The sequence below is a fragment of the Novosphingobium sp. ERW19 genome, assembly GCF_012641315.1.
Taxonomy (GTDB): domain Bacteria; phylum Pseudomonadota; class Alphaproteobacteria; order Sphingomonadales; family Sphingomonadaceae; genus Novosphingobium.
In genome coordinates this window covers 101,770-118,953 of sequence record NZ_JABAIC010000008.1, presented here as the reverse complement: position 1 = coordinate 118,953, position 17,184 = coordinate 101,770, and the positions used below count along the sequence as shown (strand labels likewise).

Sequence of the window (17,184 nt, the reverse complement as noted above, 5' to 3'; positions counted from 1 at the left end):
AGAGTTCATTTTTTAAGTATGCTAAAATGAGACAAGGTCAGAAACATTTTCATATCACTGCAACTATGATACGAAATCAGCTAAAGACTCTCTGCTCGACAAAGGCCGCCCTGCCGATGCCCACCACTGCTTCTCCCTCCAGCCCGGAGGGACAAAACCGTCTGGTTGACAACGCCCTCACACGAATCCGCTCCTCGCTGGGCCAGATGTCTCGGACGGCAGCGCGGATTGGCGCATACGTCATCGAGCATCCAAGCGAAGTTGTCGGCATGTCGATCACTGATCTGGCTGCACTGGTCGATGCCAGCGAAGGGAGCGTGATAAACTTTTGCCGCAGCATCGGCCTGAGCGGTTTTCAGCATTTGAAATTGAGTTTGGCTCAAGAGACTGTCCAGCCCGTGCAATTCATTCACGAGGATCTGGACAAGGACGATACAACCGAGTCTGTTTGCCGAAAGGTTTTTCACTCCGGCATCCAGGCCTTGCGCGACTCTCTGTCCGTGCTGGATCCGAAAGCACTCGCCGTTGCAGTCGAGAAAATTCGTACGGCAAAGCGAGTGGAGATTTACGGGATCGGGTCTTCGGCTCCAATTGCTGAGGATGCGCATTATCGCCTGCTGCGGATCGGCCTGGACGCCCGCGTCGTCACCGACAGCCATGTACAGGCCATCTCTGCCTCGCGCTGCGACAAGGACGTGGCAGTGCTCACCATTTCCCACAGCGGCTCGACGAACGAGACCGTAGCATCGACCCGGCTTGCCCACGAGGCTGGCGCACGCACTGTTGTCATCACCAATTTCGGGCGGTCTCCGATCCAGGCCTATGCTGATGTCGTCCTGTTCACGATGGCTCGGGAAACACGCTTCCGAACTGAGGCGATGACCAGCCGGATCGCACAGTTGTGCGTTATCGATGCCCTGATCGCCGCACTCGCTCTAGCCGACTACGATCGATCCACAGAAGTTCTGCGCCAGACCTTCGACGTCCTTTCCATCAAACGCTTTTGAGCTGTCTCTCTGCCATTGGCGACGGTGCCTTGAACTGACGGCTTGGTAATGAACAGCGATTATGTCGACCTTCATGTGAGCGGCGGGCACGTCACGGTCATTGATTTGAAGCGCTTTGCTGACTGTCTGCGTTCCGCGCCGCGATTGACCTCGGTGGATGGCTCCCGCGTTGCAAGCACAAAATTGAGACGCTGGCAGTTGGTCGGGTGCAGTCGTCAGAAAGACTGCTGGCCCTGATGGTATCCGCGAACTGGGTCCCACACTGCTTTGCAGGCTAGAGCGCCTTCGTCATTCGCTGGGTTGTCCCGGTTCCCGGTCTGACCGGTTCGCCATCATCTCGCTTTGCTCTCACAACTCCTTGAGCTGATCTCCTCAGCCAAATCATCATTCCATGCAGCTAGCGCTGGCACGTGACGCTCCTTTTAGACCTCACCACGCACCAAGACTGCCCGGACGATCCGGGCAGTCTTGTTCGCCATTGCGACGGGCACCACTCGCATCGGCTTTCGTGCCAGCAGCGCGAGGAGACGTGGATCTACCGCTTGGGGCTTATTTTTCGCACGTCGCACCATCGATGTCAGGCCTAGCCAGCTGGCGAACTGGCGACCAGAGCGAAACTGGCGCGGATCGGTAATCGATGCTGCTATCGCCGTTGCTCCGATAGGGCCGATGCCCGGTATTGTCAGTAGACAAGTTGCGAGGTCACTCCTGCGTTGCCACGTGAGTAAGTCGCGTTCGATTTCTCGAAGCTGGGCACGAGCGTCCAGCGCTTGCTGCGAAAGTCGAGCGACGACCTTTACGGCTTCGGACGGTGCGTCTGGTGCCTCTCCTCCGACGATCGCGCGTGCCATCTCAAGTGCGCGATGAAAGCCCTGTGGGATCTCGATGCCGAACTCGGCTAGAATGCCGCGCATCATGTTGACCAACTGCGTGCGCTGCTTGACGAGCAAATCTCGACTGCGGTGCATCGACAACGCCGCCTGCTGCTCTGGCGATTTGATCGGTACGGGCCGCATTGTCGGCCGCGTCACCACCTCGCAAATCGCCTCCGCATCGGCCGCGTCTGTCTTGCCGCGCTTTAGATATGGTTTGACGCAAGTCGGCGACATAAGGCGAACATCATGCCCGAGCTTTATCAGTTCACGTGCCCCAGTGATGGAACGTGCCGCACGCCTCAATACACACGAGACAGGGCAGCAGCTTCTAGAAAAATGTCAGCACCTGTGCTCGACGCAACGCCTTGCGAACGACGGTCTTGCCCGCCGCATCAACACCGTGAACTTGGAAAACGCTCTTGGCCAAATCGAGGCCGATCGTCATAATCTCCATCTGGGTGGCTCCCATATGCTCGTGATTGCCTGATAGCTTTCACATATTGGCACCTAGATGCCGTGAGCGGGAGCCATCCAACCCATCTGCTTCTGGCTTTCTGCGACGCTCAAGGCTGCTGATCTGAACGACTCGGCCTGGTCGGTAGCCGTCGTGACCGAACGCAGCGACTTGAAGCAGCTTACCGCAAATCGGGCCCTCGGGCCTGCCGTTCCGCACCGTCCGACAGTCTTGTCGTTGGTCGTTCGTCGACCCCGTGGTTAGAAAACACCGCTCGTGCGGTCCGGGGTACCTCTGCGGGCAACGCCCGCAGCTTCGGCCTGACGGCCGGGAGGGAAGGGGGGTGGGAAAAGAGTGATCGAACAAGGGGTTCGGTCGCAATCGATCCACCCAGGAGAACGTCCATGAACATCGGTGAAATCCGCAAGAACGCCAACGGCCAGCTGATCGGCTCTGTCGAAACGCTCACCATCACCCGCACCATCGGCCTGCGGCCGGTGACCTCGAGCAACCCGCGCGCTCCCCGCTACGAGATCGTCGCGCTCAACGATCAGCGCCGCTGGGTGATCGTCGGCGCACTCTTCGAGCTCTCCTCGAACTCCACCGGCGAGAGCTTCTACCAAGGCAAGATCGACGATCCGTCGATGGCGCAGCCGCTCTACATCGCCGCTTTCCCGCGCGAGGACGGCACGATGGCAATCGCCTGGCAGCGTCCGCGCCGCCGTGACAACCGTCTCGGCACCGCCGAATACGGCGAGAGCGACATGTTCCCGGCTGACGATGCCGGCGGCGACCGCAGCGCTGAGCAGGCCGGCGACGGTCTGGGTGACAGCACCGCGACCCCGCCCGCCAAGCGCGGCCGGGCGAATGCCAAGGACGGCGCCGAACACGATGGCGCGCTGCCGCCGCTCGTCGCCGCCTGATCGGCTTGTCCCAACTCCAACCGGCGGGGACCCCAAGCGGGTCCCCGTTTCCCAAGCAAAGGCCGCGGAAGACCCCCCCCCCGCGCTGCCTGAGGCGGAACGCCGGCATTGCCCCCCGCCCGGCGTTCCGCCTCTTCATTCGCATGAGGACATTCGGAGAATCACAATGCTGACGATGAGCGAACGCTTCGTCTTCACCACCCGGCGCCATCACGCCTTTGCCAGCACCGGCAATGCCTATGATGCGGTCCAGTGCGACGAGGCCATCCGCACCGGAGACACGCTGGTCGTTCTTGCCGAGGAGGTGGTCGTGGTCGCCAGCCCCAAGCCGTTTGCGGTGACGCTCGCGCACGGAAATCTCCATGCCCTATCCGCGCCTCGCGAGGGTGAGGCGCTCGCGGACCTCGCCCGCTCGCTCCACGTCAGCGCGGCCGACTTCGAACACGCCGCCGAGATCGCCCGTCGTTTCGGATTTCCGCTCGATCCGCAGATCGAGGCGCTACTGGCTAGTCCGGCGGGTTGAACTGGCGTCCTTCAGAGCGGTAGGGTCGACTGTTCTGGGGGAGGTGCGCTGACCGGCGCATCGACCGCATCGGCAATCACGCGCGCGAGTTCGAGCGCGGCATCCTCGCGCCGGAATGAGCTTGAGGCCGTGATGCCGACCCCCGCCCAGCCTGGGGCGTCTAGGATCGCATGAGCGACAGCAGACGTATCGATTAGTTCCATGCCGTCAAAAAAAACATAGAGGGAACATATTCGCAAGGTGCTTGGTGCCGCCACGCGTCCCGATTGACAGGGGAGGGCGGTCCGCAGAGCATCCGGGCATGTGCAATCTGTACCGCATGACCAAGGCCCCTGCGCAAATCGCCCGGCTGTTCGGCGCGTGCAGCGGTGAGGGCGCAAACTTCGCCGCCGAAGTCTACCCGGGCGATCCCGGCCTCGTCGTTGCCGAGGATGAGGCGCGGGTAGCCCCAAGGGCTTCCCGCTCGTACTCGAAGGCAAGCAGGGTCAGCCGCTGAAGCCCAAGCTCGTCAACAATACGCGCGAGGACAAACTCGGCACTGCATTCTGGCGCCCAAGCTTCGAGCGCCGCCGCTGCCTGAATCCGCTCACTGCCTGGGCCGAAGCCGAAGGCATCAAGGGGCAGATGACCCGGACCTGGTACTCGCTGGCGAGCGAAGAAGTCTTTGCCGTTGCCGGACTGTGGCGCCCGATCGGCGAGTGGGGCGCGGCCTATTCGATGGTCATGGTGGATGGCTGCGCGTAGATGGCCGAGGTACACGACCGCATGCCCGTCGTCCTCGCCCGAGAAGACTGGGAGCAGTGGCTCGCGGGCACACCTGCTGAAGCCTTCGCGCTGTGCCAGACCTGCTCCAGTGAACTCGCCATCGATCGCACAGCCGAGCGCTGGGGCGCAGGGAGGCCCGCAGCGACGTCAGGCTGAGGGGAGGGGGGCTTCGCCGGTCGGATCAGACCCAAGCGAAAGGACCTAAACCATGGGCGACCGAGCCCCCGTTCACATCACCATCGGCGGCGCTCTGCCGCGCGAACATCTCGCAGCCTTTGCCGCGCACGCGGCCAACTATGACCTGCGCACCGAGTGGGACGGCGAACCCTTTGATCCGGCGGTGCTCCCCCTCGGCGAGCCGCTCCAGCTTTACGGGACCGAACTCAACGGCGGGCAGATCCCCGAGATCGACGCGTTCTGCGCCGAGCACGGCCTGCCGTTCCGCCGCTGGTCCGGCGGCTGCCTCGGCGCCTATCTCCCCGAAATCATCCTGTTCGATGGGCAAGGCCCGATGCGCGACTACACGGCAAGCGAGGACGAGTATGTCCTCTTCCCCCCGTCGTGGATCAACAGCTTCACGCGGCTGCGCGATCTCAAGCGCGAGATGGCCCGCGCAGAGCTGGCGATCCCGGCCTTCGTGACGACCGGAGGTGCGAGCGATGGCCGTAACTGATGGGGCCCTGCTGGCCGCCTCGCGCGAGGCAGTGCTTGCCCGCTTCCCGCTATCGCGGGTGAGCGAGACCTTCTTCGACGACATGCTTGGCGTCCTGCCCCCGGCGCACATCGCGGACGTGCCGGGCTTCTTCGTCACCGAGGCAGTGAGCGAAGACGTCCACGCCCAGTTCGTTGCTGTGGGCGGTCGGTTCTACGGCGCCTATGTCGGGCTCAAGGATCGTGCGGGCCTGATCACCCATGCGCGCATCGCCGAGTTCGAGGCCGGCCATTCGGACGCGGTGGAACTCGCCTGGTATCCCGACGAACCGGAGGAGGCCGTGCCATGAGTCGGCACCGGATCCTCGAACTCGGCGCCGGCCCCGCCGATGAGCCCTGCGCGCAGCTCGGGCAATGCGCGGACTTTGCCGCCGCCAACACGCTCGAACTGCTCGCCTTCAAGGCGGCGGTCATCGCCATCAACGGCGAGCCCCCCCTGCCGCTCGGCTTCGCTATCGTCGCCAATGCCCATGAATTCGGAACATACCGGACGCTGTGGCTGGTCGTAGCGGAATTGCCTTTGCCCGAAGCCGCGCAGGCCTGGCTCGACGACCTCGTGGAACCGGCCACCTGGATCGCGGCGGGATTTCCGCAGCCGGTGACCTACGAAGGCTCGCGCGCGGTCATGCGACCGTTTCGCGAGGTTATCGCCGCCGCGCTCCAGATCACCCGGGCGAACGCCGACGGCAGCTTCTTTCCCGCTAAGAACGCGGTGCTCCACCGCAACCTGCTCGCCGCCTACGGTCCTGCCACGGTCGCCGCTGCCGACAGCGGGTAAGGGGAGGGGACTTGGGGCTGGGCGTTCTTGACTGGAGTCCAATCCCATGCCTCGCTTGTACGCCGGGATCGGCGCGCGCGCGACGCCGCCCGAAGTGCTCAGCCTGATGACCCGCGCCGCCTTCGCGCTCACCAAGCACGGCTATGTTCTGCGTTCGGGCCACGCCATCGGCGCCGATAGCGCGTTCGAACGCGGGGCGGGCCGCAACCCGCAGATCTTCCTGCCGGCGGCGGGCTGGCGCGGTTCGGCAAGCGAGTTCCATCCGGGCACGCTGAGGCCCGAGGTCTGGGACAGGGCGCGCACGATCGCCGCGGCGCACCATCCGGCCTTTGCCGGACTTTCGGCCTTCGTCCAGGCGCTCCACACCCGGAACGTGTTCCAGGTGCTGGGGACCTCGCTCGATAGCCCCGCGGAATTCGTGCTGTGCTGGACCGCCGACGGCGAGGCCTCGGGCGGCACCGGCGAGGCGCTACCCATCGCCGCCAGCCACGGCGTCCCCGTCTTCAATCTCCAGCGCGAGCGCGAACGCGCCCACGTTGAGCGCCACCTCGCTGACCCGTTCAAATCCCGGTCTTCCGGCCGTTCTATCCCTTGCCCTGGCATCGGGACGCGTCGGCGCGCGGCAACACGAAAGTCCCAGCCATGTCCTCGATCACGCTCACGCTCGAACTTGCCTGCGCCCGCGAAGAAGCCGCGCGCTTCGCCGCGGTCGAACTGTTCCTCGCCGAGGTGGCCGAGGACGCAGAAGCCGAACCCCCGGCTGAACTCGACGCGATCTTTGAGCTGAATCCGCGCGAGACGATCCTCGGTCTCGCCGGGCACCCGCAGCCGTTCGGGATCACCTGCCGGTACGATCGGGACAAGGCCGTGAAGACGCTCGCTGCGACCGGCGGCCAACCCAATCTCGCCGCGCTGCCGGTGCTGCTGCTCTGGCTCTATCCCGACACGCTGCCCATCGCTTACTCGGTCCACGTGACCGAGCGGCCCGAACTTGCGGTCTGGACGATCGTGGGTCTGAACCGGATCGAGATCACCCAGCACGAGGGCGAGGTCGCGGCGCGGCTTGAAGCCTTGCGCGCCGGGAGCGACGCGCCCCGGCGCCTCGACCTCCTGCCGACAAAACCGCTGCCCCGATCGGACGACTGAGCCTGTTCAGGCGGCCTGCTGTCCATCTCAGCTTCGCCGTGGTGGCCGACTGACGCGGGCCGGGAACGGCTCGCCTTCCTTCCACAGCAGGTGAGCGACGCCTTGCCTGGCGAGCAGCGCTTCCAGCGGCTCCGCCACCTCGTTGTCGCGGTCATAGATGTAAATGGCGCTGGCTTCCTCGCCGGTGTCCTTGAGCACCAGGCTGGCGATCGGCGTGTCGGTGTCGAGATTGACGCGCAGGCCCTTCACGAACCGCCTCTTCTCCGCGACCGCCTTGCCGACGAGATAGCGCTCGTCGCTGGTCTCGTAGGGCAGCCACTCGGGCGTGACCGGCATCAACGCGACCTCGATGAGGTCGAACGTGCCCTCTCGCCGCCGCGCGAACGAGCCGGCGAGAACCAGGTAACCGCTCTTGCCGTTCGGTCCATCCTGCGCTTGCCACAGCGCGAGTTCGCCCGCGAACCGCTTGTGGAAGCGCCGCGCCATGTCCTGGTCCATCACGAACGGCATGTCGCCGACATGGCGCAGCACGATTTTTTCCGCGCCGTGCGCGGGAACGATCTCCTTGATTTCACCAACCACGACCATCATCTCGTCCCGCGAGGCATAGACCCGGGCGAGCGCCGCGCGGCGGCGGGCCCGGATTTCTTCCTTCTCTTCGACCTTGAAGCTCTCGGGCACGAAAAGCACGTGGGGCAGGGCTTCCTGCTTGGCCCGGCAGCTTGCTGCGGCCTCGAGCAGCGCGCGGCGGACCACGAACCACGTCCGTTTGCCCACCATTTTCGGATGCCAGTGCGTCAGCTCGGCCCGGTCCCAGAGGACATGCAGCAGCCCGCGCATCGAGAGCTTCTGACCCGAGGACTTCACCGTCGGCTTGTCGTTAGTGAGCGCCGCGGGCGCGAGCCGGGCCGCCCCGCGCGAGAGTGGGAAGCCGAGCTTGAGGCTGGTTTCGCCGCTCGCCTCATCGTCGAGCACGGCGCTCCCGCGCACCTGGCCCATGCCGGTGAGGTAGTCGGGCGCTTCGTAATGATCGCAGGCGGTCGCATGGCGCGCGCCCGAACCCGGCCAGCGCGCGAGTACGTAGCCATTCTGGCGGTGCGAGATGTAGAGGGGAAGGTTGGCTCCCTTGCAACATTCGCAATGGACCGGGACTTTGCGCTCGTAGGCTTCGCGCAGCACGTGCTGAAGTTCATCGCCTTCGGCCAAGCTGTGGCCGAGCACACGGTATCGCTGGATCATTGGGGTCTGCTCCAATTCTCGCGATCGACGCTGCCCGTTCGACCTCTCGCGCATCTCCTTCGTCTGACGCGGCCCGGATGGGCACGCTGCGCCAGTCTATGCTGGCGGTGCGGGTGCTGCAAGGTTTGCTGTGTCGGGGGGTGGTGTGTGGAAAACCCCGCTTCGGCTTGGCTTGCAGGTTCCGCGCTGGCATCACGGTGCGATGACGGCATGCAGACCGTCGATCCAAATTACCCGCTGTTCGTCCTCGCATTCTGCGTCTTCTACAAGAAGCACTACAGCGAGAAGGTCGTCCCGGCGCTCGAGAAGTTCAAGTTCAACCACTTTGGTCACGACATCGTGATCCTGCACGAGCGAGAAATTCGGAAGGAAACCGGCCCCTTCAAGTTCGCTAACGAAGCCGAGAAGCTGGGTTTCATCGATGGCCTCAGCGGTATCATCGACAAGTCGAACTTCATCCTGATCAGCTGCGTGATCGACAAGCACCGGCTCGGCGCGCGCGATGTCGAACGCGACAACCCCTATCATCTCGCCCTCGGGTTCTGCCTTGAGACGCTCTACGAGTTCCTCATCGGGAAGAACCAGGACGCCAAGAAGACCCACGTGGTCTTCGAGTGCCGCGGCAAGAAGGAGGACAAGGACCTCGAACTGGAGTTCCGCAGGATCTGCGACGGCGAGAACAAGCTGGGCGCGCCCCTGCCATTCGAGATTGTCTTTGCCGACAAGATGGCGAACACGTCCGGGCTCCAGCTCGCAGACCTGGTGGCGAGGCCCATCGCATGAGTGTGTTGCGGCCGAGCCAGGACAACCGCGCGTTCGAGGTCCTGACCCGCAAGTTCTATTGCGACGGCGGGCGCGAGAATGTCGGCAGCGGCTATGAAAACTGGGGGCTCAAGGTTTTCCCGCCCCAAATAGGCGAAAAGCCCCGGTGAAACTCACCGAGGCTATGACGCCGACCGGGAACCCCCAGTCCACTTTTGCTCCCCATATGCGCACTCCCGGCCAATTGACTACGGGAACATTGTGCCAACCCGCCCAAGCTGGCGCCTGGCGGCCGGGCGCGTGATGGACGACCTTTTCGCTTCGCAGCCGATCGCGGGCGCCACGCTGGTGCGAAGCGACATCGAGCGCCTGATCGGCAGGACGCCGCGCACACTCATCGACTGCGACGTCGAGGAGGCGGACCTCTCCGGGCTCGACCTCACCCGCTGGCGCTTCGAACGCTGCAACCTGCGGCGCAGCGATCTTGCGGGGGCAAAGCTTAAAGGCGCGGTCTGGCAGGGTTGCCGGGGGCCGTTCGTCAATTTCTCGGGCGCGAACGTCAGCGAGGCCGAGTTCCTCGGCGGCGACTGGAACAATTGTTCGATGCGCCGCGCGAGACTGACCTCAACCCGGTTCACCGGTTCCAAGCTGACCGAGGTCGACTTCACCGAGGTGCGCGCGATGCACATCCATTTCGAGGAAGTACTGCTGGTCTCGGCAAAGCTGCCCGGCTTCTCGTTTCGCAAGGAAACTCTGCGCCGGGTCGATCTGTCGGGTGCGGATGTGCGCAAGGGCGATTTTCGCATGACGGTGTTCGAGGACTGCTCGCTGCGCGAGGCGCTGGTCGCCGGATCGCGCTTTGAGGGCTCAGACCTGCGCGGTGCCGACCTCGGCGGGCTACGCCTCGTCGATGCCGGGCCGTTTCGCGTGGCGACGATCTCGCGCGAGCAGGCCGGACAATTGCTAGGCGAATTGGGGCTCAATGTCCGGTAGGTCGCAGGGCCGGGCGGCTCACCGGTCCTGAAGTGCTTCCTGTTCCAGGCTTTCGGTCACGCCTTCGGCAAGACCGAGGCAAAGCGCGGCTTCCTCGCGGGAGAGCGTGACCTCTTCAGCTGCTAAGACACTCAGCTTCGCGCGCAGCACCTCAGTCATCGCGCGCGCCACCTGCAGGGCGCTTGGCATCATCTGGGGATCAGCCATGGGCCGGGATCCTTTCCCTTCGATGGCTCTGCCTACGGCAGCGGAGCCAAAGCGGCCGGGTTCAAGTGCGTTCATACCGGTTTTGCGGGAGTCTGGCGAGGCGGGGAGGGAAGGGGGCACCCCGGGGCCCGCGTCCCACGCGGGCGCCGCGGCGACCCGCTCTATTCGCTAGGGCGGAGCGTCGGCGCTTTCGCACCGCCGCCCACCCAAGCTCGCCGAAATGGATGCCGGCCCTTCGGGTCACGATCGGGGCCAGTGGAGGAAGCGGCGAGGCTGGTTGGCGCGGGCGGGCGAGGGCGCTAGGCTCTACCCATGCCGATCGCTTTTGCTGCCTCCGCCCTTTGCATGTCGCCTACGGTTCACGACGGCGACACGATCCGCTGCGGCCGCGAGCGTGTCCGCATCGCCAATATCCATGCACCCGAACTGCCCGATAGTCCCAAGTGCCAGGACCGGAGACGGTCCTATGCCTGGTGTGACTTTGCCGCAGGCGAAGCCTCGTGGGTTGCCCTGACGCGGCTGCTGTCGCGCGGACGGGTGACGATCACGCGACTTGGCACCGACCCCTATGGACGGACGCTCGCCTCGGTTTCGGTGAACGGCGTGGATGCCGGCGACAATCTGGTCGCGCAAGGCCTCGCGAGGCCCTGGCGCTGAGCGTCCCCATCGAGGGCAGGCGACCCATGCTCGCCTGCGGCCGCCTTCTTGCGCATCTGACGAATAGCTTTGCCGTAGCGCATGGCACTGGACGGGAGGGGCTGGGCCCGGCCCCGTGTGACCGTGCGTCACTGACCAGTATGGAGCGGGGGTCGAGAAAGGCAATGCCCGCTGCGCGGACGCTGGCGGGTGGGAGCAGGTCCTGCCGAAATGGCCGAGGCTGACGGATCTGATCTTTGCGGGGATCCGCTGAGCCTGACCTGACGAAACCGCCCTTCGTTTGCCGATGAACCCTGCAGGGACAGTCCCTGGCCGCAACCCAAAAGCAACGGACCGTGAAGCCCTTCGGGCTTGCCGCACCACTCCTCGCTTTTGGGTTTCCCTCACATGCGTTCGGTGCGGGCCCGGGCCTTTGGCCCTGCCTGTGATGTTCATCGGCGGGCGGTTCCGCCGAGTTCAAGCCACGGAGATACCCCATGAAGAACCTCGTCATCCTGATCGGCCGCATCGCCGCCGCTCCCGAAACCCGCCACGCCGGCGAGACGGCGATCACGTCGTTCACCCTCGTCACCGACCGCCCCAGGCTGGTCGACGGCAAGACGGTCAAGAACGAGGCTGGCTACACCGAGACCCTCGCCGAGTTTCACCGCGTCACCGCCTTCAACGGCCTCGGCACCTCGGTCGCCAAGCACAAGAAGAAGGGCGACCTGGTCGAGGTGCAGGGCCGGCTGCACTACTCGAAGTGGACCGACCGCGAGGGCGTCGAACGCTACGCTGTCGAAATCGTTGCCGAGGAAGTGCTCTTCCTCTGAACCCGAGCCCGGGAGGCGGCACGGCCGCCTTCCATCGGGCTTAGGCCCCCCAAGCACGCATGCTGTCGCTGCGACGGGCGAAACACCAGTTGCGAAAAAGGCAACTCGCGGCGTCTGTTTCGCACTTGCAGCATGGTGGGTGCCGGCTCATATCGGGGGTGCCTTTTAGGCATCCTCTCCCAAAACTTTCCAAGGGGTCGGCGCAAGCCGGCCCTTTTTTTGCCAACCGCGTCGGCAGCTGGCGCCCTTTCGGGCATGGCATCTGTGACACTTTGCCCTAGGGCAGAGTGTCACGTTGCGCTGCGCTCGTGACATGCGCAGACGGGCGCGATCATCGATCACGCTTGTACGATCACGAACGTGGTTGCGGGGCAAGGGCAGCACGCTCGGCCGCGCATCTCACGAGCGGGCTCCGGGCGAAGTGTCACGGGCGACAAACGACAGGGCAGGGCACAAAGGGGATTCACAGGATTCACCTTTTGTGCTCAATACTGATCGATGGAACGAGTCCAAGAAATCACTGGCGTCGGTGGGATCTACGCGGTCCTGGTCCAAGCCTCGAACCGTCCGCGCTATGCGTTCCTCGTCCTTCAACTGGTAGCCGAAATTGCCGATGGGCGAGGGCAGGCCGGGCCCTTCGTCGCGCAGGGCGGAGTGCCGGTGCTCCTGCGCGAATGGCTCTGCTCTCAGCTTTTGCCGATGAGCGAACAGCCCGCTCGCCGTGCGGCGCTGCGTGCGCGCGTTGCCGCTGCGCTGAAGGACGAACTTACCGGTGACGCTGTTCGCGATGCGGCGCGCATCGACGCAGCGGTGGAAGAGCAGGTCCAGGCCGTGGGCCGCGCCAATGTCAGCCGCGCGATTTCCGATCTGGTCCGCGCCGGCCTGATGACCCGCCACTATGCGGGCTACGCCACCAATCACAAGAACCGCGGCGGCGGACGTCATGCGGTATATGTGGTCAAGCCCGGCGTGCTTGCGCTGCTGCGCAAACCCGCGCCGCCGCAGCGACAACGTCCAGATCCTGCCAATCCCCAGGGCGAACTCTTTGCGGCTTGAACTCTTCGAACCTTGAGCACCAGGTCAGGCCTTCGCACTTCAGTGATGCTCCTATGGCGTGGTGGCGAACTATCGCCTGGAACCCTCGATCCGTGAATTGGAAAGGTCTCGCCCGCGTGGAAAGCGAAGCACTGCTGGATCATGTCGCCGACATCGTCTCTGCCCATGTCCGCAGCAATTCGGTGGCGGCCGCCGACGTGCCGGGCCTGATCCAGGCGGTCTATGCTTCGCTTGCCACGCTTGGACAGGCGCCGGAGCCGGCCGCAGAAGAGCTGAAGCCTGCCGTCTCGGTGCGCGCCTCGGTCAAGCCCGATGCCGCAACCTGCCTTGAATGCGGCGAGAAGATGAAGATGCTCAAGCGCCATCTTGGCACCGAGCATGGCATGACCCCGGCCGAGTACCGGACGCGCTGGAGCCGGCCCACCGATTACCCGACGGTCGCGCCCGACTATGCTGCCAAGCGCAAGGAGCTCGCGGTCCGGATCGGCCTTGGCCGCTAGCTTGGCCAAAGCCCGAAGGCTGAGGCCAATGCAGCGCCCGAAGCTGCACCTAAGGCGGCGCCCAAGGCGCAGCCCAAGGTCCAGGCGGCCCGGCAAAGTGCAAGAAGCTCGGAGTCGCGTTCGGCTAGAGTCGCGCTGCGGGCCATCGGCCGAATTTCACGTATATGGTTTCGGTCGTGCCCTGATCCGGCACAGGCTCAACGGTCTGCCGCTGCGAGGGAAGCAGCGATGGCGCCGATCGACAGGAACAGCACGAGCGGATCGTCGTGCGAAGGCAGGAAACCCTTGCCTAGCCAGAAGGCCGCCGCCTCGTCGTCGATGGCATTGACGATCACTGCACGACCGCCAACGAGGCGGGCAGCCTCCAGACACCGTCCCAGTGCATGGCGCAACAATCCCGAGCCGATACCCTGTCCCGCCCATGCCAGATCGGTCGCGAGTTGACCGAGCAGCAGGCAAGGCACGGGATCGGGTGGCTGCCCCGTTCGGATGGAACGCGGCAGAATGCCGGGGACCACCGATGTCGGCGCCAGCCCATAGTAGCCGACAACCCGCATTGCCTCATGCACGACCAACACCGCGGTAAACCCGCGCTCCTGGTTTGCAAGGGCGGGCGCCCTTAGCCAGTGATTGAGCGATGGCTTGCCGCAGTCGAAGTCATCGACTTCGTGAGCTGCGGTCAACAGTTCCGGCGGCGACAGGCCCAATTGTCAGTGCCGATCGTCCGAGGGCATGTCCCAAGGCGCGGGTCGCCTGAGCACCTCGACGAGCGTTGGAACCGCCTCGGCAGGCTTTTCAAGCAGCGCGATGAATTCGGCAAACCCTTCGGCGCTCATCCGCACGAGCCTCTGGTTCATCAGGACATCCTCGGCGGCACGCACCGCTGCTTCTCGCACGAAATCGGTTCGCGAGCGCCCGCGCGCACTTGCCGCACGATCAATCAGGGCAATGTCGGCATCGGGCAGTCGCATCGATACCGGGTGATCCTTGCGTTCAAGGGACTTGGCCATATTCTATCTCCGCAAGGCATCATACACAGTGTATTGCAAAATGCAATACAGACTAAATGTAGTTGGACAGATCCATGCGCAATTCGGCATTCTTGAGGGAAGTATCCGACCAGCACGGTATTTCCTCCAGGCGTCTGGCTGCGGCCCTGAAGACCACCAAATCCGGGCTGGCCATTGTCGTCGGACTCTCGCCTGATGCGCTTGCCAATGCTGCTCCCATCGGACGCGTGGCAACGCAATCGCGGTTGAACGAAATGTGCGGGATTATCGACCGGCTCATTCTTTGGGCGGGCAGCGCGCCAGCGGCCTATAACTGGTACCGGTCGCGAACATTGCCTTCCTTCGGCGATGCTACGGCAGACGAACTCGTGCGTCAGGGATGGAGCAGTAAGGTGCACGCCTATCTCGATCGGCTGAAAGATGGGGGCTTTGCCTGACTCTGGAGTGCTATGCTTCGCGCGATCGCACTTGTCGGGCGACGGCAGATCCGTGTGACCCATTGATGAAATTTAACATAAGATATATTATCAAACTGAGCGATCATGCCAAGTGGGGCTGTTCGTGACACGTTTGCGATTTTGTGGCATATGTTCCCTAAGCTGGCTCACACGCACGCTTCGCGACGCGTTTGCCACATCAGGAGCAGTGCCATGACGGTGCAAGTGACGATCACGCCAAACGGTCGGATGAGCCTGCCGGCCGAGATCCGCAAGCGGCTCGGCCTAGCCGGCGGCGGCGCGTTGCTGGTCGAAGAAACCGAGGACGGCGTGATCCTGCGCACCGTGGCGCAGTCGATCGCGCACGCGCAGGCGCTTGCCAAGAAGTACACCGGCGACAAGGCAGAGGCTTCGGTCGATGCCTTTCTTGGCCGCCGCCGCTCGGAATCGGGCGAATGAGCGAAGTCGTACTCGACGCCTCCGCGCTGCTTGCCCTGCTCCGGGACGAGCCCGGCGCGGGCAAGGTCGCCGATGCGATCGGTGCCTCGCGCATGTCGAGCGTGAACTACGCCGAGGTCGTCAGCCATTTCATCCATGCGGGCATGCCCGCCGAACAAGTCGACGCCATGCTGCGGCCCCTGCCGATGGCGATCGTCGAGGCCGACCAGGCGCTCGCCACCATCGCCGGGCGCCTGCGTGCTGCGACGGCCGATGCCGGCCTGTCGCTCGGCGACCGCTTCTGCCTGGCGCTCGCGCGCCGGGACGGTCTTCCGGCGCTGACCGCCGACAAGCAGTGGCGCACCGTCGCGGACGCAGCCGGTGTCGCCGTCACCGTGATCCGCTGATCGCGATGACTATTGCCCGTGACTGGTCAGCCCGCCGCGAGGGCTGGACCCCGCAGAGCGAGGACGCGCGGGACGATGGCGACATCGACTATGCGCGCGTGATCCACTCGGCCTCGTTCCGGCGGCTGCAGGGCAAGACCCAGATCCTCAACCTCGGTGACAGCGATTTCTATCGCACCCGCCTCACCCATTCGCTCGAGGTTGCGCAGATCGCTGGCGGCATCGCCCGCCAGCTCGAGAAGTCCTTCCCCCATCATCCGGCGACCCCGCTGCTGCCCGATCGCGGCACGATCCACTCGATCGGGTGCACCCACGATTTCGGGCACCCGCCCTTCGGGCATGGCGGCGAAATCGCGCTCAACTACTGCATGCGCGGTGCTGGCGGGTTTGAGGGCAATGGCCAGACCCTGCGCATCCTTGCGCGCCTCGAGAATTTCTCCGCAGGAGCGGGCGCGAACCTGTCGCGCCGGACAATGCTCGGAGTCCTCAAGTACCCGGTCGCCTTCAGCCAGATTGCCAACCCTGCGCTCGCCCCCGCACTGCTCGCCGGTCCCTCGACGATCAAGATCATCGACGGCCGCGCGAGCAAGCCGCCCAAGTGCTACCTTGATAGCGAACAGGACGTCGTCGATTGGATCCTCGAGCCTCTGTCACCTGCGGATCGCGAGGCGTTTCAAGCCTTCACGCCGCACGAGGGCAAGCACGGCAAGCCTCGCCACAAGGCACTCGACTGCTCGATCATGGATGCGGCCGATGACATTGCCTACGGCGTTCATGACCTTGAAGACGCGATCGCACTCGATCTTGTCACGCGCGAGCGTTTCGCCGCTGCGCTCCAGGACAAGTGTCCCTCCTTCCTCGACGCGCTCAAGGCCAAATACCCAGGCGAAAGCGAGAATGACGTCTTCGCCCAGATGGTCGATGGCCTGTTCGGCGGTGCCGCTTCGCGCAAGCGCTTTATCGGCCGCCTCGTCCATCACTTCCTGACTGCGGTCGAGTTCGTCGAGCGCCCCGAGTTCGCCGAGCCATTCCTGCGTTGGGGTGTGCGGGTCGCCTCCTCCCAGCGCGAGTTCCTCGACGTGTTGCAGGGCTTTGTCGTCGACGAGGTGATTACCTCGCCTGCCGTCCAGCATCTCGAGTTCAAGGGCCAGGGAATGGTGGTCGCCGTTTTCGAGGCGATGCAGGCCGACCCCGCCCGGCTGCTGCCACGCGACGAACTCGCGAAATACGAAGCTGCTGGCGGCGACCTTCGGGTCATCTGCGACTTCGTCGCCGCGATGACCGACACGCATCTCCTCAAGACCTACGAGCGCCTGTTTTCACCGCGCATGGGATCGGTGTTCGACAGGCTCTGAGTGGAAAAGGGCTAAGTGTGTTTTGCGGTTAACCCCGAACGCCCAGATGGGGTTCGGGGGCAAAACAGTAATCTCTCTCATCTCGGTGGCTGAGCGAAATCAGCATCGCCACAGCATGACGCCTGGGAG

Annotated in this window: 24 protein-coding genes and 2 pseudogenes; 20 read left to right on the top strand and 6 right to left on the bottom strand. The window is 64.3% G+C overall.

What is annotated here, in order from left to right; genetic code table 11:
* Positions 1 to 116: 116 nt before the first annotated feature.
* The gene (locus tag HGI46_RS15750; protein WP_118076033.1) at positions 117 to 1,007 is read left to right on the top strand and encodes a MurR/RpiR family transcriptional regulator; all 891 of its coding nucleotides are present in this window, start codon (positions 117 to 119) and stop codon (positions 1,005 to 1,007) included.
* Between the two features lie 422 nt (positions 1,008 to 1,429).
* Here the strand turns inward: HGI46_RS15750 and HGI46_RS15745 are convergent.
* A pseudogene (locus HGI46_RS15745) lies at positions 1,430 to 2,336 on the bottom strand (IS110 family transposase).
* Between the two features lie 404 nt (positions 2,337 to 2,740).
* Here HGI46_RS15745 and HGI46_RS15740 point away from each other — a divergent pair.
* Complete coding sequence (locus HGI46_RS15740; RefSeq protein WP_118075660.1) at positions 2,741 to 3,259, top strand: DUF736 domain-containing protein; 519 nt, start codon at positions 2,741 to 2,743, stop codon at positions 3,257 to 3,259.
* Between the two features lie 175 nt (positions 3,260 to 3,434).
* Entirely contained in the window at positions 3,435 to 3,782 is a 348-nt protein-coding gene (locus tag HGI46_RS15735; protein WP_240946817.1) for a hypothetical protein, read from the top strand.
* A gap of 11 nt (positions 3,783 to 3,793) precedes the next feature.
* Here the strand turns inward: HGI46_RS15735 and HGI46_RS15730 are convergent, their stop codons facing one another.
* Positions 3,794 to 3,985, bottom strand: coding sequence for a DUF6771 family protein (locus HGI46_RS15730; RefSeq protein WP_168905029.1), 192 nt, complete (start codon positions 3,983 to 3,985; stop codon positions 3,794 to 3,796).
* 98 nt (positions 3,986 to 4,083) lie between these two features.
* Between HGI46_RS15730 and HGI46_RS15725 the strand changes: the two are divergent.
* From HGI46_RS15725 to HGI46_RS15700, 6 genes and pseudogenes are all read left to right on the top strand, one after another.
* Positions 4,084 to 4,703 (top strand): annotated as a pseudogene (locus tag HGI46_RS15725) (SOS response-associated peptidase family protein).
* A 52-nt stretch (positions 4,704 to 4,755) separates the two neighbouring features.
* Positions 4,756 to 5,220, top strand: a complete 465-nt coding sequence (locus HGI46_RS15720; RefSeq protein WP_168905028.1) for a hypothetical protein — start codon at positions 4,756 to 4,758, stop codon at positions 5,218 to 5,220.
* Positions 5,207 to 5,548 (top strand): hypothetical protein, encoded by a 342-nt coding sequence (locus HGI46_RS15715; RefSeq protein ID WP_118076035.1) that lies wholly within the window; start codon positions 5,207 to 5,209, stop codon positions 5,546 to 5,548. The genes HGI46_RS15720 and HGI46_RS15715 overlap by 14 nt, the downstream gene beginning before the upstream one ends.
* On the top strand, positions 5,545 to 6,036 hold the full coding sequence (locus HGI46_RS15710; RefSeq protein ID WP_168905027.1) for a hypothetical protein: 492 nt from the start codon (positions 5,545 to 5,547) through the stop codon (positions 6,034 to 6,036). The genes HGI46_RS15715 and HGI46_RS15710 overlap by 4 nt, the downstream gene beginning before the upstream one ends.
* A 46-nt stretch (positions 6,037 to 6,082) precedes the next feature.
* On the top strand, positions 6,083 to 6,823 hold the full coding sequence (locus tag HGI46_RS15705) for a hypothetical protein (RefSeq protein ID WP_240946816.1): 741 nt from the start codon (positions 6,083 to 6,085) through the stop codon (positions 6,821 to 6,823).
* Positions 6,766 to 7,182 carry a hypothetical protein gene (locus HGI46_RS15700; RefSeq protein WP_240345043.1) on the top strand — a complete coding sequence of 139 codons (417 nt, stop codon included), beginning with the start codon at positions 6,766 to 6,768 and terminating at the stop codon, positions 7,180 to 7,182. Before HGI46_RS15705 ends, HGI46_RS15700 begins: the two co-directional genes overlap by 58 nt.
* Before the next feature lie 27 nt (positions 7,183 to 7,209).
* Here HGI46_RS15700 and HGI46_RS15695 read toward each other — a convergent pair whose 3' ends face one another.
* A complete protein-coding gene (locus HGI46_RS15695) occupies positions 7,210 to 8,421 on the bottom strand; it encodes a DUF1173 domain-containing protein (RefSeq protein WP_168905026.1) in 1,212 nt (403 codons plus the stop codon).
* Between the two features lie 210 nt (positions 8,422 to 8,631).
* Between HGI46_RS15695 and HGI46_RS15690 the strand changes: the two genes are divergently transcribed.
* The 3 genes from HGI46_RS15690 to HGI46_RS15685 all read left to right on the top strand — a co-directional run bounded on the left by HGI46_RS15690 (position 8,632) and on the right by HGI46_RS15685 (position 10,176).
* Positions 8,632 to 9,204: a DUF3800 domain-containing protein gene (locus HGI46_RS15690; protein WP_206065769.1), complete on the top strand. Its 573-nt coding sequence runs from the start codon at positions 8,632 to 8,634 to the stop codon at positions 9,202 to 9,204.
* A complete protein-coding gene (locus HGI46_RS21905; protein ID WP_206065768.1) occupies positions 9,201 to 9,353 on the top strand; it encodes a hypothetical protein in 153 nt (50 codons plus the stop codon). Before HGI46_RS15690 ends, HGI46_RS21905 begins: the two co-directional genes overlap by 4 nt.
* A 133-nt stretch (positions 9,354 to 9,486) precedes the next feature.
* The gene (locus tag HGI46_RS15685) at positions 9,487 to 10,176 is read left to right on the top strand and encodes a pentapeptide repeat-containing protein (RefSeq protein ID WP_168905025.1); all 690 of its coding nucleotides are present in this window, start codon (positions 9,487 to 9,489) and stop codon (positions 10,174 to 10,176) included.
* Between the two features lie 18 nt (positions 10,177 to 10,194).
* Here the strand turns inward: HGI46_RS15685 and HGI46_RS15680 are convergent, their stop codons facing one another.
* Positions 10,195 to 10,383 (bottom strand): hypothetical protein, encoded by a 189-nt coding sequence (locus tag HGI46_RS15680; RefSeq protein ID WP_162896170.1) that lies wholly within the window; start codon positions 10,381 to 10,383, stop codon positions 10,195 to 10,197.
* 312 nt (positions 10,384 to 10,695) lie between these two features.
* Here HGI46_RS15680 and HGI46_RS15675 point away from each other — a divergent pair, with 312 nt between their 5' ends.
* From HGI46_RS15675 to HGI46_RS15660, 4 genes are all read left to right on the top strand, one after another.
* The gene (locus HGI46_RS15675; RefSeq protein WP_118075670.1) at positions 10,696 to 11,040 is read left to right on the top strand and encodes a thermonuclease family protein; all 345 of its coding nucleotides are present in this window, start codon (positions 10,696 to 10,698) and stop codon (positions 11,038 to 11,040) included.
* Positions 11,041 to 11,516: 476 nt separating this feature from the next.
* A complete protein-coding gene (locus tag HGI46_RS15670; RefSeq protein ID WP_118075672.1) occupies positions 11,517 to 11,852 on the top strand; it encodes a single-stranded DNA-binding protein in 336 nt (111 codons plus the stop codon).
* 498 nt (positions 11,853 to 12,350) lie between these two features.
* Positions 12,351 to 12,908, top strand: coding sequence for a hypothetical protein (locus HGI46_RS15665; RefSeq protein ID WP_118075674.1), 558 nt, complete (start codon positions 12,351 to 12,353; stop codon positions 12,906 to 12,908).
* 116 nt (positions 12,909 to 13,024) lie between these two features.
* Positions 13,025 to 13,408: a MucR family transcriptional regulator gene (locus HGI46_RS15660; RefSeq protein WP_346766750.1), complete on the top strand. Its 384-nt coding sequence runs from the start codon at positions 13,025 to 13,027 to the stop codon at positions 13,406 to 13,408.
* 197 nt (positions 13,409 to 13,605) lie between these two features.
* On the opposite strand, the gene HGI46_RS15655 is transcribed toward HGI46_RS15660, so the two are convergent.
* Positions 13,606 to 14,091, bottom strand: coding sequence for an N-acetyltransferase (locus HGI46_RS15655; protein WP_240946815.1), 486 nt, complete (start codon positions 14,089 to 14,091; stop codon positions 13,606 to 13,608).
* 27 nt (positions 14,092 to 14,118) lie between these two features.
* Positions 14,119 to 14,418 carry a DUF1778 domain-containing protein gene (locus HGI46_RS15650; protein WP_118075681.1) on the bottom strand — a complete coding sequence of 100 codons (300 nt, stop codon included), beginning with the start codon at positions 14,416 to 14,418 and terminating at the stop codon, positions 14,119 to 14,121.
* A 74-nt stretch (positions 14,419 to 14,492) separates the two neighbouring features.
* Here HGI46_RS15650 and HGI46_RS15645 point away from each other — a divergent pair, with 74 nt between their 5' ends.
* The 4 genes from HGI46_RS15645 (at position 14,493) to HGI46_RS15630 (ending at position 17,055) form a co-directional block, all read left to right on the top strand.
* Positions 14,493 to 14,855, top strand: coding sequence for an XRE family transcriptional regulator (locus tag HGI46_RS15645; protein ID WP_168905022.1), 363 nt, complete (start codon positions 14,493 to 14,495; stop codon positions 14,853 to 14,855).
* A gap of 213 nt (positions 14,856 to 15,068) precedes the next feature.
* A complete protein-coding gene (locus tag HGI46_RS15640; protein ID WP_168905021.1) occupies positions 15,069 to 15,314 on the top strand; it encodes an AbrB/MazE/SpoVT family DNA-binding domain-containing protein in 246 nt (81 codons plus the stop codon).
* Positions 15,311 to 15,700, top strand: a complete 390-nt coding sequence (locus HGI46_RS15635; protein ID WP_022676687.1) for a type II toxin-antitoxin system VapC family toxin — start codon at positions 15,311 to 15,313, stop codon at positions 15,698 to 15,700. The genes HGI46_RS15640 and HGI46_RS15635 overlap by 4 nt, the downstream gene beginning before the upstream one ends.
* Before the next feature lie 5 nt (positions 15,701 to 15,705).
* Entirely contained in the window at positions 15,706 to 17,055 is a 1,350-nt protein-coding gene (locus HGI46_RS15630) for an anti-phage deoxyguanosine triphosphatase (protein WP_118075688.1), read from the top strand.
* Positions 17,056 to 17,184: the final 129 nt, after the last annotated feature.

Coding starts and splice junctions, on each gene's coding strand:
- HGI46_RS15730 (WP_168905029.1), bottom strand. CDS start 3,985: ATGGAACTAATCGATACGTCTGCTGTCGCTCATGCGATCCTAGACGCC.
- HGI46_RS21905 (WP_206065768.1), top strand. CDS start 9,201: ATGAGTGTGTTGCGGCCGAGCCAGGACAACCGCGCGTTCGAGGTCCTG.
- HGI46_RS15630 (WP_118075688.1), top strand. CDS start 15,706: ATGACTATTGCCCGTGACTGGTCAGCCCGCCGCGAGGGCTGGACCCCG.
- HGI46_RS15710 (WP_168905027.1), top strand. CDS start 5,545: ATGAGTCGGCACCGGATCCTCGAACTCGGCGCCGGCCCCGCCGATGAG.
- HGI46_RS15705 (WP_240946816.1), top strand. CDS start 6,083: ATGCCTCGCTTGTACGCCGGGATCGGCGCGCGCGCGACGCCGCCCGAA.
- HGI46_RS15645 (WP_168905022.1), top strand. CDS start 14,493: ATGCGCAATTCGGCATTCTTGAGGGAAGTATCCGACCAGCACGGTATT.
- HGI46_RS15695 (WP_168905026.1), bottom strand. CDS start 8,421: ATGATCCAGCGATACCGTGTGCTCGGCCACAGCTTGGCCGAAGGCGAT.
- HGI46_RS15715 (WP_118076035.1), top strand. CDS start 5,207: ATGGCCGTAACTGATGGGGCCCTGCTGGCCGCCTCGCGCGAGGCAGTG.
- HGI46_RS15750 (WP_118076033.1), top strand. CDS start 117: ATGCCCACCACTGCTTCTCCCTCCAGCCCGGAGGGACAAAACCGTCTG.
- HGI46_RS15720 (WP_168905028.1), top strand. CDS start 4,756: ATGGGCGACCGAGCCCCCGTTCACATCACCATCGGCGGCGCTCTGCCG.
- HGI46_RS15740 (WP_118075660.1), top strand. CDS start 2,741: ATGAACATCGGTGAAATCCGCAAGAACGCCAACGGCCAGCTGATCGGC.
- HGI46_RS15665 (WP_118075674.1), top strand. CDS start 12,351: ATGGAACGAGTCCAAGAAATCACTGGCGTCGGTGGGATCTACGCGGTC.
- HGI46_RS15680 (WP_162896170.1), bottom strand. CDS start 10,383: ATGGCTGATCCCCAGATGATGCCAAGCGCCCTGCAGGTGGCGCGCGCG.
- HGI46_RS15635 (WP_022676687.1), top strand. CDS start 15,311: ATGAGCGAAGTCGTACTCGACGCCTCCGCGCTGCTTGCCCTGCTCCGG.
- HGI46_RS15735 (WP_240946817.1), top strand. CDS start 3,435: ATGAGCGAACGCTTCGTCTTCACCACCCGGCGCCATCACGCCTTTGCC.
- HGI46_RS15675 (WP_118075670.1), top strand. CDS start 10,696: ATGCCGATCGCTTTTGCTGCCTCCGCCCTTTGCATGTCGCCTACGGTT.
- HGI46_RS15685 (WP_168905025.1), top strand. CDS start 9,487: ATGGACGACCTTTTCGCTTCGCAGCCGATCGCGGGCGCCACGCTGGTG.
- HGI46_RS15650 (WP_118075681.1), bottom strand. CDS start 14,418: ATGGCCAAGTCCCTTGAACGCAAGGATCACCCGGTATCGATGCGACTG.
- HGI46_RS15670 (WP_118075672.1), top strand. CDS start 11,517: ATGAAGAACCTCGTCATCCTGATCGGCCGCATCGCCGCCGCTCCCGAA.
- HGI46_RS15640 (WP_168905021.1), top strand. CDS start 15,069: ATGACGGTGCAAGTGACGATCACGCCAAACGGTCGGATGAGCCTGCCG.
- HGI46_RS15690 (WP_206065769.1), top strand. CDS start 8,632: ATGCAGACCGTCGATCCAAATTACCCGCTGTTCGTCCTCGCATTCTGC.